Below are 16,877 nucleotides of genomic sequence, written 5' to 3'. Positions count from 1 at the left end.
CTATCGCAATATCAAATAAAGTATTCCAATTAAAACAATAGTAAACGCAAATCCTAGGTAGTTTTGGATACGCCCATTCTGTACCCAGCGCAGGAGATGGCCTAAGTAGTAAGCCAGGCCTGCAATAGTATTAACAATACCATCTACGATATGTTTGTCCCACCATGCCGCAATTTTACTTAGACCAATCGTGAGATTACGTATTGCCATTACAAAACCATCGACCAGATGCCGGTCCAATAACGTTGCTGATTTGCTCAGGTATAAAGTACCTTTGCTTGCCGAATTTACGAGACCTTCCACAATATATTTGTCCAGCCAGACACTCGCTCTGCTGACAATCAATGTCGTCCTCACAATGGTGTTATTTATAAAATTATTTATGCCGAGCTGATTGGTTTCTGCTTTAATCCAGCCACTCTCCGCATTTAAGGGGTATTTGTTCAATACATACCATTTATAGCCTATTATCCAGCTTACAAGGGCAGTCGCTGTTAGAGTCAGCGGGACGAATAGGTGTAGGCTGTGTATTTCGTTGAATGTATAATTGACCGAAAATCCAGATAGAATACCTGCTTGGTGATAGGATATAGGGTTCATTGAAAATACAAAGAACAGCGAACAGATAGCCAGGAAATACATCGGGTACAACATCGATGGGGGAGCTTCGTGTATCTTAGGCTCCACTTCTTTGGGGAGACGTGATTCGCCCATAAATGCTTTGAAAATCAAGCGCCCGATATAGAATGCCGTTACGATACTGACTAGAACGAGTAAAACAGGAACTATAAAGTATGCTCCGCCTTTATGGAATGCCCATTCGAACGTAGCGATGATGATAGCATCTTTAGAGAGAAACCCCGAAGTGAGTGGGAATCCTGCTAGTGCCAGAGAAGCAATACTCATCAGCACAAAGGTTTTCGGCATATACTTGCGGAGGCCTCCCATATTGCGAAGGTCCTGCGGGTCAAAATCCAGTCCTGCGGAGGTCTTGGCGTGAGCGATTTCATGAATCACTGCTCCTGCACATAGGAAGAGGAGACATTTGAAAAAGGCATGCGTTGCCAGATGAAATAGTGCCGCATCCCATGCACCGATACCTACTGCAGCCATCATATACCCCAGTTGCGATATAGTAGAAAAAGCGAGTACTCGTTTTATATCGTATTGTCCCGCTGCAAAATACGCAGCCAACGTAGCAGTGATTGTACCTATAATGGTGATTAGGAGTAAAACAGTATCATTGAATAGGGGGAATATCGTACATAGTAAAAATACACCAGCCGCAACCATAGTCGCCGCATGGATTAGCGAGGATACTGATGTGGGACCTTCCATTGCATCGGGCAACCAGATGTGTAGCGGGAATTGCGCCGATTTGGCCATCGCTCCTAGAAAGAAGCCTAAGCCGGCTAACGTCATCAGTCCCGAGTCTCTGTCAAATTCGGAATAGATCAGTCCTTCTTTGCCGAATAGTTCGACCAGGTCTAAGGTGCCAAACGATGTGAAGACGGCGGCTATACCTATTAAAAAGCCTAAATCCCCAATACGGTTAATCAGGAAAGCTTTTTTGTTGGCCTGTACAGCGCTTTCCTTGGTAAACCAAAAGCCGATTAATAGGTAAGAGGCAAATCCTACAAGCTCCCAAAAGATATAAGAGACTAATATGTTTTTAGAGATACAGAGGCCGAGCATGGCAAAACAAAATAGGCTGAGGTACATCCAGTAACGGTGTAGCCCGGGGTCCCCTTTCATATATGCCCGAGAGTAAATATGCACCGGCAAGGCAACGATGCATACAATAAAGAGCATCAGTACTGTTAGGTTATTAAGTAGGATGCCGATCGTAAATGTTTTTTCTCCGATACGGAACCAGTCGTAGGTACTGTGCATAGGGAGGTAGTTCCATATCTCAGCAAAGACAAATATAGCTGACAGTAGCGTGCTTAGTACAATAGCGATAAGCGATATATTCCCTGAGCTGGACTTTTTACCCCGTATAGCCTGTATTAAGAATGCCACAAAAGGCAGTAATACTACAAGTATACTGGCGTGAATTGGTGATATATTTAACAGCTCCTCCATTAGTCGCGCAAGTCGGTAATTTGGTCGGGATTAATTGTTTTATAATGACGGTACACATTAAGGATAATTGCTAAACCTACAGCTACAGAGGCTGCGGCGAGTACAATCGCAAATAGAGCAAATACTTGACCTGAATAGTTTATTTTGTCATAACGGCCAAAGGCTACAAAATTGAGAATGGCGGCATTAATCATCAGTTCGATGCCAACCAGTATCATGATTGCATTTCTTTTGGCCAGCACAGTGTATAGACCAATGCAAAAGATGCAGGCACTGACTACTAGAAAATGAGTTAATGTAATCATTTCTGTTCCTCCTTTCTTGACAGATGGGCAGCTCCTATTAATACCATGAGTAGAAATACAGAAATCACCTCAAAAGGGAGTATGTATTGTGTCATGAATTTTAGGCCCAGTTGCTGTATATTATTATCGTGTGGCTGTATTATATTCCCCTGCTTGATATTCTGTACAATCCAATCGGGGGTCTGTTGTTGCCATTCGGCCACACCCCAAAGCAATACGGCCAAGAAGCCAAGAGCCAATATTAGGGATTGCCAGTTCGGCATGGTCAGGAATCTACCCGGTATATGTTGAAGCGCTTTTAGCAATTCTTTGTTCGAGAGCATAAAAGCAAATAACATCAATATTAACACACCGCCTACATAGACCATAATCTGCGTAATGGCTACAAAGTCTGCCAGGGCAAATAGGAATAAGCCTGCCATAGCAAATAGGGTGACAAAAAACAAGAATAAGGCGCGTGCCGTATTTTTTAGATTAACCACGAGCAGTGCGGAGCCAACAGCGAGAATAGCAAATGCGTAAAAGACGAGTTCTTCCATGGGCGTTACTTTTTCTTTGCTGCCTCCTTTTCAGCTTGGTATTGGGTCCATTCCGCTTTACGTTGGGCAATCTCAGCATCGGACATTTCTCCAAAACCATATATTAGATCCGTTAGTTTTGTTGTACTACGGTCGTATTTATTGGTCATGGTGATACATTCTGTAGGGCATACCACCGTACAAAGACCACAGTACATACACTTGGCCATGTCGATATCAAACTGGGCCGCGTACAGTCTTTTTACAGAACCATCAGAAGTTTTGCCGATTACTTCTGGCGATTTTACTGCTTCTATGGTGATGCAGTCTACCGGGCAGGCTTTGGCGCATAGGTCACACACGATACAGTCGTCGATATCTACGTCCAGTTGGTATCGTGCGACTTCAGGGATAGGCATGGTCTCCTTTGGAAACTGTACCGTTGTGACTCCTTCTTGTTGGTCAAAATATTCTGGTTTCCGGATATCAACCGACTGCCGGGAACGACGGGCACCAAAGAGATGCCTGAACGTCAAGAATAAACCCTTGACGGCCGAAGAAAAGCCCTGTATCGTTGTTTTTAATATCAATTTCTTGTTGTTAACCTGTTATCTAGTTATCATGTGATCTAGTTATCTTGTTAACCAGTTGGCTTGTTAACTTGTTCACTCGATAACTTGTTCACTAATTACACCATTACCAAAATTCGCCATAATCCCGATATTGCCATACACACAAAACCCAATGGAATCATTACTTTCCAGCATAGGCTCATCAATTGGTCTGCCCTAAAACGGGGCAATGTCCATCTAATCCATATCTGCACGCCGACGATAGTCAGCGATTTGAGCAATGTCCAAAATATTCCCCACCCAATTCCTGTTGTCCAGTCCGCCAGTTTCAGGGCTCCTATATTTGGTAAAAGCGTATTCCACCCGCCTAAAAATAGGACCACCCCAAGTATCGCTACTAAAAACATCATAGCATACTCTGCCAGGAAAATAAATGCAAACCGGATACCTCCATATTCGGTGTGAAAACCACCGATTAATTCAGACTCTGCTTCGGGAATATCAAATGGTGCCCGATTACATTCCGCTAGGGAGGCTATGAAGAAGATAACATATACGACGATGAGATGCGGTGCCTGAAATATATTCCAAGCAAGAAAACCACCCACATTGGAGACATCCCAGATTCCTAAAAAGAACACAGGCTCTGGCGACATCACCCCCTGCTGCAATGCAATCTCGTTGAAGTTTAGCGTCTGTGTGATCATGACCGCAGCAATCAAAGACAGACCTACAGGGATTTCATAAGATACCATCTGTGCTATAGCCCGGATAGAACCTAGGAGAGAATACTTGTTGTTTGATCCCCAGCCAGCCATTAGGATACCAATTGCATCAATAGATACAACAGCCATAATGAAGAAAAGGCCTGTATGTGTATTTGCAGGTAGAAAATCCGGTGCCCAAGGGATTACAGCATAACCTATATACACGGCGCCAAATATAATGACAGGGGCTGCTGCAAATAGGATTCTATCGGCTGCTTTGGGTGTAATAAATTCCTTTTGTAGAAGCTTAAGTATATCGGCAATAGTCTGTAGAAGTCCGTATTTTCCGGTTTCCATAGGGCCTAATCTGTCCTGTACAAATCCCGCAATCTTACGCTCCGCGTATACGGCGAATAATGTAAATAGCGCGATGAAGCCAAAGATAGCTACAGGTACAATGATATGGATAAACAGTTGGCTCACAAAGCTCTTTAGAATAATTCTTAATTGGATGCAAACATACGCAAAACGTAGCAAAAGAACCATAGAAAAACTATCATAGGCATGTCATACGTGCAATTATGAGGTCAACAGGCCATTTTGGTTTTCTATCACCCAAAAATAAACTATTTCTTTGGAATAATATACTAAATCAGTAGAGTATTATTTTTAGCTTACTACTGCTGGAGCTTTATGTGCTTTATTTGCTAGTTTTTCAGATTGTCCCAACTCATACAATTCGTTTATTAGCGCTTCGATATTCTGAAGTCGCTGTAATAGAGCTGTATCATTTTCCTGTTCAATTGATTTCGTGATACTGACCGAGATGCCGACCAATAGTGCGTTGATGCGGTAGGCTAGTGTCTGGAAAGAAATCAGATCCGTCCAGTCCAGCTTTTTGTAGCGGGGTTCTTTTTGAAATTGGTCTAGGCTGTCGTATAGCTGTGCGAGCGAAGTCTGTGCATGTTTCCGAACCAGTCGCAGTTCCTGATGGTCTACCGTATCTTCACAAAGACGGGCACGAAGTCGCTGATAGTAGTTTTGGTAGTTGTCGATGAGTGTGTCGGATAGGCTTTTCATGTTTTTCTGATGATTGACTGGTAGGGCAAAGCAACCTATCAGGGCTAGGGTCGACCCCAATAGCGTAAAAGCCAGACGGCTTCCGAGTAAATCCCAGATATTACCTTCGTATAGATGTAGGGCCAGTATAGCAGCGATGGTAATGAATATCACACAGATCAGATAGTCTGGTTTGTTGAATAAGAAGAAGCCGTATAGCGTGATTACCGCAATTGAGAGCAGCTGCATAGGCTCATGTGTGAGTAGGGTAATCAGCAAACTGATGGCGATACCTATCAGTGAGCCGACGATACGCTGGTAGTTTCTTCTTTGGGTGGTGGCATAGCTTGGGCGTGCTACAAGGATAACGGTCAGTATAATCCAAGAGGCATACCGGTATTCCGGCAACGTGTAACCAACGAGTCCCGACAGCACCAGTAATGTAGCCATACGTAGCGAGTAGATAAATATAGGAGATCTCGTTTTGATATGTTTCGTGATGATCTGGCGTTTGTTTGTTGTTGGTACAAAGTTTTTGTACGCAGCGGTGCTGACCCATGTAGGGTCCTGTACAATGGTCGCTTGTTGAATCTGTTGAACGATAGCTACAATATGCTTGATATGAATCAGTATCGGATTGATTAGCGACCTGGTTTCGCTGTTCGCTTTGGCCTGTATTTCTTCTAGGTTTTGTATGTCGGTACTGATCTTCTCTTTTATCTTTATTTCGACATTTTTATCCGTCATCTCGACCGTAGTGGAGAGATCTACTGACATAGTCTTTGCTATATAGTTCATAGACCTCTCCACAAGGTCGAGGTGACGAGAGTTTTTAGTATCTTTATTCAACTCCATAAGCCTTATGTTTTCCAGGACCTTGATTTCGTCCGAAAGAAGGAGGAGGATATGTCGTATAATAGGGAGTACTTCCGAATGTTTCAGTTTCTCCCGAATAGTTTCATAATCGGTATCTATCCCCATCAATAATTCGTAGAGGTCTATTAATCGATAGATTTTGTTCAGCCAGATGAGGTCAGCGTGTTGGCCGGACGAAATTAATACCTTCTCGCGTAGTAGTAGTGAGCGGATATTTTCTAACTGTTCACTTATTTTGATGTGCAGTAGACTGAGTTCTCTGTAGACCTGCTCAAGTGGAGTCTTCTCGTCATAACATTTGATTTTCGCCTGTAGGAGAGTGGCCATTTGTTCGAACCCCTCTTTCATCGCATATTTTAAAGAGCGATAAGGAGACAAGTAAGCTTGTAGGAGACTGACCGCAAAAAAACAGCATGTCCCTAAGCTAAAAGATAAGGCGAAAATAACCGGGTCTTGGGGTTTGAGTCCGATGGTAAAGCTGATGACGATTAGCGTCAAGTTGCCGATCACGCCCCATCTAGGCCCTAGGGTGATTAATAACGTACAGAGAAATCCCCAGATTCCCAAAATCGGCAATATACCCCATGATAGATAATGGAGCGCCAGTGCTGTAGAAAATGCCGTGATAGCAAATAAGGGAGTGCACCAGATGGCCGTCATCGTTTTGTCTTGTCTATTCCCGGGTAAATCGGTTAGTGAAGATAGTATCACGCCAACGGCGAATGCTATGGCAACATCTAAACTTACGGTGTAGAAGAGTAGGATAGCAGGGAGCAGGATAACAAGGATGTTTCTTAGCGCATCTTTGCTAAACTCTTTGCCAAAAAAATGGTGGACTGTACGAGTCATAAAACCTATTTACAATTGATCTTTTAAATCGACTGCAAAAGTACGAAAAATTCACTTATGTAAAATATATTTTTACGATGCGTTTTTTATCCGAAATATTATTTTGTCTTTTTGTTGTGTTGTGGAATATATGTTAAAGCTTTTTTTGAAGGAGCGCACCTAGGGACTTTCCTGTTTTTGCGTAACCCTCAGCCATACGGTCGTTATTATTTGGAACTCCTACAAAGGCAATGTTGCCCGGAGCTTTGTCGCTGCTTATGGTTAAAAGTGACTTGGAGCGTTTTGCTGTTTCAACAAAACGCAATTGTGTACTCACTTTGGCTTTTTGTGCCATCACTCCTCCAAACCATCCGGGATATATCCACTCGGTCTGTACGATTAGTGTATATTTAGCATTGGGGTTTTTATCAAATTGGAGTGGTGCTCTTTCATTTACCAAGGACAAGAATTTATTGATGAATACCCTGTCTTTAGAATCCTGCCAGTCGTCAAGCCAGCGTTGAGCTTCTGCCTTGCCTTTATTTTGTGTGATGTCATTTTCACGACGTTTTATATATTCATTTTCAGAAATATTCTCATTGTAAAACCTCATTCCCCGATAATCAAATTCGACATTGATTTCGCGCTGGTCTTTCAGAAAGTCAAAGTTGCCCGAGACGATTTTCATTTTCTGGGAGAATGTAGTTAATGGGGCTAACAATAACAGCGTAAAAGTAAGATTGTAAAGGTGTTTCATTGGTTTTAATTTTCCGCTAATATATAGTTTTTATCAACAAAAAGACCCTTCCGATTGCTCGCAAAGGTCTAATAGAAGAAAAATATAGATTGATGAATTAGTAGCTATTATTTTAGGCGTATTGATGCACTGCTTCTTTGCTTTCGAGTTCGGTACTGCCCATCAAGAACTCATCGACCTTACGCGCACATTCTCTGCCTTCGGATATTGCCCATACGACCAGCGATTGCCCTCGGCGCATATCGCCTGCCACAAAGTATTTGTCGGTATTTGTTTTGTAATCTCTTTCCGTAGCTTTTACATTGCCCCGTTCGTCCCGTTCGATACGCAGCTGTTGGAGCAACCCTTCTTGTTGTGGGTGTAAGAATCCCATTGCTAATGTTACCAGTTCACAGGGAATTTCCCGCTCCGAACCTGTTACTTCTTTAAACTTAGTCGGTCTGCCAAAAGCGTCGCTTTCCCATTCCAGGTCTACAACCAGTGCCGCGCGAAGGTTTCCTGACTCATCTCCGAGAAAGGCTTTGGTACTGATGCTCCAGTGCCGTTGACAGCCCTCTTCGTGCGAAGTTGTTGTTTTTAGCAACATGGGATAGGTCGGCCAGGGCATTGCTTCAGTACGGTTTTGCGGTGGCTGTGGCATGAGTTCAAATTGCGTAACTGATTTAGCGCCATGACGATTGGATGTCCCTACACAGTCAGAACCGGTATCACCACCACCGATAACCAGTACATTTTTGCCCTGTGCGTGTATCTGAGAAACGTCGATTGGAGAATTTCCGACACGTTTGTTCTGCTGTTTCAGAAATTCCATGGCATAATGTACCCCCTTCAGCTCTCGCCCTGGGATATTAAGGTCTCGGGGTATAGTCGACCCACCAGCCAGTACTACGGCATCATACTGGTCAAGTTCGGAGACAGGGGTATTTACGCCCACTTCCGCATTCGTACGGAATTCGATTCCAGATTCTTTCATGATTTGTATACGCCTATCGATAACTGATTTGTCCAGTTTGAAATCGGGTATACCGTAGCGTAGCAGTCCACCTAACTTATCGTCCCGTTCGTACACGACTACATCGTGACCTGCTTTGTTCAATTGTGCTGCGCTGGCTAGACCAGCTGGGCCAGAGCCTACTACAGCGACCTTTTTGCCTGTTTTCAGATACGATTTGTTCGGCTTTACATATCCCTTTTTATAGGCTATTTCAATAATATGTTTTTCGATTTCCTCGATAGCAACCGGGCTTTTGTTGATACCCAATACACAGGCCGACTCGCATGGTGCCGGGCAGATACGTCCCGTAAATTCGGGAAAGTTGTTGGTCGAAGTCAATATGTTGTAAGCGTCTTCCCACTTTCCGTCATATACCGCATCGTTAAACTCGGGGATTACATTCCCTAGAGGGCAGCCTGAGTGGCAAAATGGAATCCCACAGTTCATACAGCGTGCCGCTTGGTCATTAAGTTGCTTGTCCGTGTAGCTGTGAACAAATTCCTGATAGTTTGTTGTTCTACTTTCTATAGGCTCTTTCTGAGGAGCCAGTCTATCAAATTCTAAAAATCCTGTCGCTTTTCCCATGTTTCGTTGATTATTTAAGCTACAACCAATTGTTTGCGGATTACATTTTTGTATTCACGCGGGAATACTTTGATAAATATGTTTTTTTCTGATGCCCAGTTCTGGAGGATATAGGATGCCCGTTCGCTATTGGTAAGGTGTATATGTCTTTTCAATAAGGCGATAATCGCGGATTCATCCTCCGTTTCCAATGGGTCGAGGTCTACCATTTCCTGGTTACAGTTGTCGCGGAAGGTTCCTTTGATATCATATATCCAAGCTATTCCACCACTCATGCCAGCAGCAAAGTTGCGCCCGGTCTCTCCGAGGATGAGCGCACGTCCTCCGGTCATGTATTCGCAACCGTGGTCGCCAATGCCTTCTACGATGGCCGTGGCGCCAGAGTTACGGACAGCAAATCGCTCTCCGGCCATTCCGTTGATAAACAGGTGGCCGGAGGTAGCACCATACAATGCGACATTGCCAATGATAATATTTTCATGCGGTACCAAAGTGCTTTCTTTTGCGGGGTAAATAGCCAGCTGTGCACCCGATAGCCCCTTACCCACATAGTCATTTGCTTCACCTTCCAGCTCAAGTGATATTCCTTTAGTATTGAAAGCACCGAAAGATTGACCTGCAGACCCTTCAAATTTAAAGTTGATGGTATTGTCAGGAAGTCCCTCTGAACCATAGACCTTAGATATTTCGTTGGAAAGCAGTGTTCCTATCGTGCGATCTGTATTTTTGACACGGAAAGTACCAAAAACAGGTGTTTTACCTTCCAACGCTGGTTTCGCCTGCTTCAATAAGCCCCAGTCTAGAATCATTGCCATGCCATGGTCTTGCTCTTCGGTATTATATAGGGTTTCGCCCATGTCGTTGTGAGCAACATGGAGTAGGTCTTTGAAGTCCACTTTGTTGGCTTTCCAATGGGTTATGTTTTCTTTCTTTTTCAAAAACTGAGCTCTTCCGACCATTTCATTTATCGTTCGGAATCCAAGCTGGGCCATGATTTCGCGCATTTCTTCTGCCAGAAACTGAAAGAGATGTACGATATCTTCCGGCTTGCCGGAGAATAGTTTGCGCAACTCCGGATCTTGGGTGGCGACGCCGACAGGGCAAGTATTCAAATGACATTTGCGCATCATGATACAGCCTCCTGCGACAAGGGCAGCTGTGGCTACTCCCCATTCTTCGGCTCCGAGTAAAGTAGCGATAACAAGATCACGCCCGGTTTTCATCTGTCCATCGGCTTGTAGCACAACACGGCTTCGTAGTTTATTTATTACGAGTGTCTGATGTGCTTCGGCTAGTCCCAGTTCCCAAGGCAGGCCCGCATGTTTGATTGAGCTGATAGGAGAGGCACCTGTACCGCCATCATATCCTGCTATCAGTATGACATCTGAATGGGCTTTGGCTACACCTGCAGCGATCGTGCCTACCCCCGCTTTTGATACCAGTTTTACGTTGATTCGGGCATCGCGATTTGCATTTTTAAGGTCAAATATAAGCTGTGCTAAATCTTCGATAGAGTAAATATCATGGTGCGGTGGTGGAGATATCAAACCCACTCCTGGTGTAGCGTGACGCACTTTGGCAATCCATTCATCTACCTTGTGGCCTGGGAGCTGTCCACCTTCACCAGGTTTGGCTCCTTGGGCCATTTTGATTTGTATCTCATCTGCCTGGCTGAGGTAGTTGGAGGTGACCCCAAAACGGGCAGAAGCCACTTGTTTGATGGCCGAGCGCATCGAGTCCCCATTGGGCAGTTTTTCATAGCGGATTTCATCTTCGCCGCCTTCCCCCGTATTGGATTTACCTCCGATGCGGTTCATTGCAATGGCCAGCGTGCTGTGTGCCTCATGTGATATTGACCCGAAAGACATTGCTCCTGTGGCAAATCGTTTCATGATTTCGCTCGCAGGCTCTACATCGTCGATAGCAATAGCGGTGCGGTGTTTAGCAAAATCGAGCAATCCCCGTAAGGTAAACAGATGTTCCTCTTGGTTGTTGATCAGTGCCGAATACTTTTTATAGGTATCAAAGTCACCTGTGCGGCAAGCCTGTTGTAGGAGATGTACCGTTTGGGGATTCCAAAGGTGGCCTTCCCCCCGTCTCTTCCATTGGTAGATACCCCCTTCGGCCAATAGGTTTTTAGGTGTGCGTGAGCTTTCGAAGCTTCGCTTGTGCTTAGCTAGCGCCTCCTTGGCAATATCATCTAGATTAAGTCCTCCTATGCGGGATACCGCACCGCAGAAATACGTATCTACTACCGATTTGTCAATACCAAGCACTTCAAATATCTGAGCACCATGGTAAGACTGTAAAGTAGAGATTCCCATTTTGGAGAATATCTTCAATAGGCCGTTGCATACTGCTTTGACATAGTTTTTGCGTAATTCCTCCCAAGTTAATTCCGTGTCAAGCAGGTTTTCCGCTTTTAAGGTCCGTATGCTTGCTAGTGCCAGATAAGGATTGATTGCTGTGGCACCAAAGGCAAGTAAGCAGGCAAAATGATGTACTTCGAGTGCATCTCCAGCTTCAATAACAAGGCCTACAGCACCGCGGTTTCCTGTTTTTATAAGGTGGTGATGTACAGCCGATACCGCAAGTATAGATGGGATAGCTGCATGCTGCGAATCTATCGCCCGGTCAGACAGGATGATGACTTCAAATCCATCCCGCACAGCATCATCAGCATAGCGGCATAGACGCTCTATGCCTGCTTCCAAAGAGCCAGGTTTGCCATCAGCACGGAAATAGGCCTGTAATGTTTTGGCCTGAAACACGCCTGTATCAATAGAACGTAGTTTTTCCAATTCGCTGGAGGTCAGTATAGGATGTTCGAGTGTCACACAATGACAGAACTTTTTGTCTTCTATTAATATGTTGCCTGCATTGCCGATAAAAGTGGCCAAACTCATCACCAACCGCTCACGTATAGGGTCGATAGGTGGATTGGTGACCTGGGCAAAGAATTGTTTGAAATAGGAGGACAGGTGTTGTGGCTGGTCCGATAGTACGGCTAAGGGAACATCGGTACCCATCGAACCTATCGGTTCGTAGCCTGTCAGGGCCATGGGAGTCAAGATCGTCTCCAGGTCTTCGCGGGAATAACCAAAAGCCTGCTGGTACTTGAATACTGACTCTTTGGATAGATAGGTAAATGTTACCCGAGGTTCTGCAAGTTCTTCCAGTTTGATTTTGTACTGATTTATCCAGTCGCCATACGGTTGCTGGCGGATTAATTCGCCTTTGACCTCTTCGTCTGAGCGAATTAGTCCCTGTTGCATATCGACAACGAATATCTTGCCCGGTTGCTGTCTACCCTTTTTTATAATGGTGGACTCGTCTATTGGCAACGCTCCAGCTTCGGATGCTACGATGACCCGGTCGTCGGATGTGATTGCATACCGTAAAGGCCGGAGTCCGTTGCGGTCTAGTGTAGCGCCGATGGTGTTTCCATCTGTAAAACATAAGGCCGCAGGGCCATCCCATGGTTCCATTAAAGTAGCATGGTATTCATAGAATGCTTTTTTCAATGGGTCCATCTGTGTATTTCCATCCCAGGCTTCAGGTACCAGCATCAGCATGACGTGGGGCAGGCTACGGCCAGAATGTAGTAATAGTTCGACTACATTGTCCAGGCAGGCCGAGTCGGATTGGCCTTTATCGACAACAGGTAGTAATATTTCCATCTCCTCCTCACTGAAATAAGGGGACGAAAGGGAGCGTACACCGGCATAAAACCAATTTAGATTGCCCGTTAGGGTATTGATTTCTCCATTGTGCGCTATCAAGCGAAAGGGTTGTGCCAATGACCAGGAAGGGAAAGTATTGGTAGAGAAGCGGGAGTGTACTAATCCGAAAGCAGAAACTACCTTAGGCTCCTGTAGATCTTTGTAATAAGAACCTACCTGATAGGTGGTCAGCTGTCCTTTGTATATGATGGTCTTGCAGGATAATGAAGCGATATAAAGTGGTAATGGGTAGGCTTGGAATGTTTTTATTTTCTGGATGATGAGTCTGCGTAGTACGTATAGTTTGCGTTCAAAATCTTCGGTGTTGGCTATTCCGTGTGGCCTAGATACGAAGAACTGCACAATTTCGGGTTCGGCACTTAGAGCGGTAGGACCTATGCCTTCCCGATTAACGGGGACAGTTCTGAAACCTAAGAACTCCATGTTACGATCAGCTGTGACCTCCTGTATCACGGTACGACAGACTTGATTGAGCTGTTGGTCTTTTGGTAAGAATACCATACCTACTCCATAATAGCCTGGTTCTGGTAGCTGTATGCCGAGCTGTATACACTCTTCCCATAGGAATTCATGCGGTAGTTGTATCATGATTCCTGCACCATCACCACTTTCGGGGTCACAACCACAAGCACCACGGTGTTCCATGTTCTCTAACATGGTGAGCGCATCCTTTACCTGTGCGTGCGACTTATGTCCCTTGATATGGGCTACAAAGCCTACGCCACAGGCGTCGTGTTCAAATTCGGGGTTGTAGAGTCCTTCTTGTTGCATTGTTTCTTTGGTATTTGGTTGAGTGTATATGTGCCGTAAGCACCGATTCAGTTGACCCGAGTTCCATTAACAGTTAATGGTTACTGTTTTTTGAATTGTTAGCTCCTGCGATTACAAATATATAAATAAAACAATTTTATTTTTACAAATAATCAAATTATTTTTTGATTTTATTGATGTTTTACTAAGTTAATTGATTTTTTATGATCTATTTTGTATTATTTTTGGTTTTTGTTGCCAATTTGAAAATATCATTCTGTTATTTCAGAATATAGCAGAATAAGGGAAAGTGCTCTTTTAGGAGAATGTTTTTGTTTTTCTGAGGCATTTAATTTCCTAAGTTTGTAACCTAAGCAGTTATTAATACTAGACAGGATCTTATTATGATGGTTATGTTAATCGATGTGTGGTATGGTTGATAAAGGTTGGGACTTTTGGTTTGACCATAGTCAGCTTTTTTCGGAGAGACCGGTTGTGAATCCGGGAGTGACAAATCTAAAACGTTATCATTTCATTATGAATTGTTTTGGTAATAATTTTGAGTTTGTAAGCTTGTCCTTAAAAAACATTTTGGGCTACGAACCAGAGGTATTTACTTCCGAATTTTTGATGTCTATTATTCATCCTGATGATGTTCATTATTGTATGGAATCGGAGCGTAAGGTTATTGAGCTAATGGATAGGTTGTATTTCGAAGATCATTATCGCTTTTATTTCAAGTATTCCTATAGGGTCAAAAAAAAAACAGGCGAGTATATATTCATTAAGCAGTCTTATCAAGCGATCGAAATTGACGAAAGGGGGCATATGAACCGTTCTTTAGTTTTTCATGATGTTGCAGAGGATGGCTTTCAAAGGCAGGAGAATGATTTTATAATGATTGACCGTATGAAAAACAGACCTGTTCATATGGAGAATCATTATGACCTTTCTAAGCGTGAAATTGAAGTTTTAGATTTGATTCTCCAAGGTAAGAGTAGCAAAGAGATTGCTGCTTTAATTTTTATAAGCGAACATACTGTGAATACGCACAGGAGGAGAATCTTGTCAAAAACTAGTGCAGATAATTTTCTGGAGTTAAGACAGCGGTTGAATTTGATTTAGAAAAAATGATCTTATTCTATGCTATATCCATCCCTCTTGGAGTGCTTTGCTCCCGAGTTCGAAGAACGACTTACAGTTTGATTTTCGAAGAATATTTTTGCGATGCACACTCACTGTATGAACCGAAAGATGCAGTATTGATGAAATTTCGGGTGTACTATTTCCAGCAAGCACAAGTTTGAATATTTCTGTTTCTCGTCTGGTGAGCAGTGATGATGCTGTATTGTCCCTCCCTTCCGGAGAAAGAATATGAAGGTAGGAAGGGGCTCCCTCTAATCCTATAAATGAAAGATCGACTGCCCTATCTTCTGTTTTGAGATGTGTGATATCGGTATGTACTCCCACTACTCTTATGACAGCTCCATCTGTATTTGTTTGTATTGTGCTGACTTGTTGTAGTATCCATTTGTAGGTTCCATCTGCACATCGGAGTCGGTAGTCGTAACTTACCTTGTATTTCAGTATGTCTTCTGGGGAGAGTTTAGAAAAGAAGGAGGTGACCTCTTTTTCATAAGATATGAAATGTGCTTCGTCTTCAGGATGGATATTGGTTATTACCGATTCTGCCGAAAAATCTCGCGGAGACCAGCCTAGGACTTGAGTGATCATTTCACTTACAAACACCATTTCAATATTCCCTACATTGAAGATATAGTAATAATAGGAACCGAAATGAAATCTAGCTAATAGTTTTTGATAGACTTCTAGTTCAAAGCAAAAGGGCATATCCGATTCAGTAGCGTATTTTGCGATCTCCTGCCATGTTTCTCGCGCTTCGTTGTATTTAAATAAATCCATATATAGTGCTTAAACCAAATCAAAGGCCATGGCAAATCTTAATAGCTCAGCAAAGGAGCTACATTCAATTTTACGGATGATGTTTTTACGGTGTGTCGATACGGTATGGGAGGAGATAAAGAGCAGGTCCGCTATCTCGTTACTCGATTTGCCGTTAGCTAGTAGGGTTATAATTTCTTTCTCCCTTGTGGTAAGTTCAGCAAATCGCCTATAGTTGTTTCGGATGTACTGGTCTTGATCGAGTGTCTTATTGACCCGTGAGATGAGCTGATCCATCCCAATGACCGGCGAAGAGAGCAGGATGATTTTATATTCTAATTCATTGAACATTTTGACCTGTACTACTTTTAAAACTGTGTAGAACCAGGTGTAGTGGCTATCCTTATAAAGCTTAACACGTTGAAAAAAGTTATATTGTTGGTCAAAATCACCTAATACCAAGTAATTGTTCATGCCTTCGAAGATGCCATAGGTTTCTTCTTTGACAAAGTAACGGTCGTAATAGCCTTCCCCTAGATTATTGACTTCATCTGCAGATGTCCCTAGCTTTTCGCAACCCCAATTGTTCATATAGCTACAGCCAATAGGGCGTAGGCCATCCAGGTCTTGAATCATGAGTGAGGCGGGTACGATATCACCAATGTCAGGGATATTAAAGTCACCGTATTTGAGTCCTTTGGATATACCGTGTAATTGTGTAGCCAGGGTATCCATAATTTATAATCTAAGTGGTTGTAATAATTGCTGTTTCTCCTGTCTGCAAGCTTTGTTTGGTGTAATTAGTTGCAAATCAATACTAATGTAGGAAATAAAATTGGTTTTTCAATTTAAGCTTGTTACTCTTCTGTTACTTCATGTCGCTCAGCCTGTCATTGACGATTTTTGCGCGTCGATATATTTCTTCTTTTAGTCCGATCAGCAGTAGTGATGTTTTACCATTTTTTATTTCCAGATCAAAATGGTCTCGAGCATTGAAAAAGCCTAGGTGATAAAACTTAATAAAGAACAGAGCGCCTTGAACAATTACAAGAAATATATGGTGAAGATGATGGTCAATGAAGATCTGATTATAGGTGTTGCTGCTGCGTTTCTTTTTATTGCAGCTGTATTTATTTGGTTTGTAGGTTAGTGGAGAAAAAGCACAATGCCGCAAGTATCCCCTTTAGGGAGCTTGC

The 16,877-nt window shown here is 43.3% G+C and carries 13 protein-coding genes; 2 read left to right on the top strand and 11 right to left on the bottom strand.

Annotated features, from left to right (window positions below; translation table 11 throughout):
• The 9 genes from JKG64_RS16100 to gltB all read right to left on the bottom strand — a co-directional run bounded on the left by JKG64_RS16100 (nucleotide 1) and on the right by gltB (nucleotide 13,800).
• Nucleotides 1-2,085 carry an NADH-quinone oxidoreductase subunit 5 family protein gene (locus tag JKG64_RS16100; protein WP_210355322.1) on the bottom strand — a complete coding sequence of 695 codons (2,085 nt, stop codon included), beginning with the start codon at nucleotides 2,083-2,085 and terminating at the stop codon, nucleotides 1-3.
• Nucleotides 2,085-2,390 carry an NADH-quinone oxidoreductase subunit NuoK gene (nuoK, locus tag JKG64_RS16095; RefSeq protein ID WP_210355321.1) on the bottom strand — a complete coding sequence of 102 codons (306 nt, stop codon included), beginning with the start codon at nucleotides 2,388-2,390 and terminating at the stop codon, nucleotides 2,085-2,087. Before nuoK ends, JKG64_RS16100 begins: the two co-directional genes overlap by 1 nt.
• Entirely contained in the window at nucleotides 2,387-2,929 is a 543-nt protein-coding gene (locus tag JKG64_RS16090) for an NADH-quinone oxidoreductase subunit J family protein (protein ID WP_210355320.1), read from the bottom strand. The genes nuoK and JKG64_RS16090 overlap by 4 nt, the downstream gene beginning before the upstream one ends.
• Nucleotides 2,930-2,934: 5 nt before the next feature.
• Nucleotides 2,935-3,495: a NuoI/complex I 23 kDa subunit family protein gene (locus JKG64_RS16085; RefSeq protein ID WP_210355442.1), complete on the bottom strand. Its 561-nt coding sequence runs from the start codon at nucleotides 3,493-3,495 to the stop codon at nucleotides 2,935-2,937.
• Between the two features lie 101 nt (nucleotides 3,496-3,596).
• Nucleotides 3,597-4,733, bottom strand: coding sequence for an NADH-quinone oxidoreductase subunit NuoH (gene nuoH, locus JKG64_RS16080; protein ID WP_262897774.1), 1,137 nt, complete (start codon nucleotides 4,731-4,733; stop codon nucleotides 3,597-3,599).
• A 123-nt stretch (nucleotides 4,734-4,856) separates the two neighbouring features.
• Nucleotides 4,857-6,971 carry an FUSC family protein gene (locus JKG64_RS16075; RefSeq protein WP_210355318.1) on the bottom strand — a complete coding sequence of 705 codons (2,115 nt, stop codon included), beginning with the start codon at nucleotides 6,969-6,971 and terminating at the stop codon, nucleotides 4,857-4,859.
• A 133-nt stretch (nucleotides 6,972-7,104) separates the two neighbouring features.
• Entirely contained in the window at nucleotides 7,105-7,707 is a 603-nt protein-coding gene (locus JKG64_RS16070; RefSeq protein ID WP_210355317.1) for a hypothetical protein, read from the bottom strand.
• Between the two features lie 112 nt (nucleotides 7,708-7,819).
• Entirely contained in the window at nucleotides 7,820-9,286 is a 1,467-nt protein-coding gene (locus JKG64_RS16065; RefSeq protein WP_210355316.1) for a glutamate synthase subunit beta, read from the bottom strand.
• 14 nt (nucleotides 9,287-9,300) lie between these two features.
• Complete coding sequence (gene gltB, locus JKG64_RS16060) at nucleotides 9,301-13,800, bottom strand: glutamate synthase large subunit (protein WP_210355315.1); 4,500 nt, start codon at nucleotides 13,798-13,800, stop codon at nucleotides 9,301-9,303.
• A gap of 411 nt (nucleotides 13,801-14,211) precedes the next feature.
• On the opposite strand from gltB, the gene JKG64_RS23200 reads away from it, so the two are divergent.
• On the top strand, nucleotides 14,212-14,904 hold the full coding sequence (locus JKG64_RS23200; RefSeq protein WP_210355314.1) for a LuxR C-terminal-related transcriptional regulator: 693 nt from the start codon (nucleotides 14,212-14,214) through the stop codon (nucleotides 14,902-14,904).
• A 21-nt stretch (nucleotides 14,905-14,925) separates the two neighbouring features.
• Here the strand turns inward: JKG64_RS23200 and JKG64_RS16050 are convergent, their stop codons facing one another.
• The gene (locus JKG64_RS16050; protein ID WP_210355313.1) at nucleotides 14,926-15,702 is read right to left on the bottom strand and encodes a LuxR C-terminal-related transcriptional regulator; all 777 of its coding nucleotides are present in this window, start codon (nucleotides 15,700-15,702) and stop codon (nucleotides 14,926-14,928) included.
• 9 nt (nucleotides 15,703-15,711) lie between these two features.
• Nucleotides 15,712-16,416, bottom strand: a complete 705-nt coding sequence (locus JKG64_RS16045; RefSeq protein ID WP_210355312.1) for a response regulator transcription factor — start codon at nucleotides 16,414-16,416, stop codon at nucleotides 15,712-15,714.
• A gap of 271 nt (nucleotides 16,417-16,687) precedes the next feature.
• Here JKG64_RS16045 and JKG64_RS16040 point away from each other — a divergent pair, with 271 nt between their 5' ends.
• The gene (locus JKG64_RS16040; protein WP_021068764.1) at nucleotides 16,688-16,831 is read left to right on the top strand and encodes a hypothetical protein; all 144 of its coding nucleotides are present in this window, start codon (nucleotides 16,688-16,690) and stop codon (nucleotides 16,829-16,831) included.
• Nucleotides 16,832-16,877 lie beyond the last annotated feature (46 nt).

It is taken from the genome of Sphingobacterium tabacisoli (assembly GCF_017908035.1).
Taxonomy (GTDB): Bacteria; Bacteroidota; Bacteroidia; order Sphingobacteriales; family Sphingobacteriaceae; genus Sphingobacterium; species Sphingobacterium tabacisoli.
The sequence above is the reverse complement of the archived record's forward strand: the minus strand, read 5'-3'. Positions and strand labels throughout refer to the sequence as shown.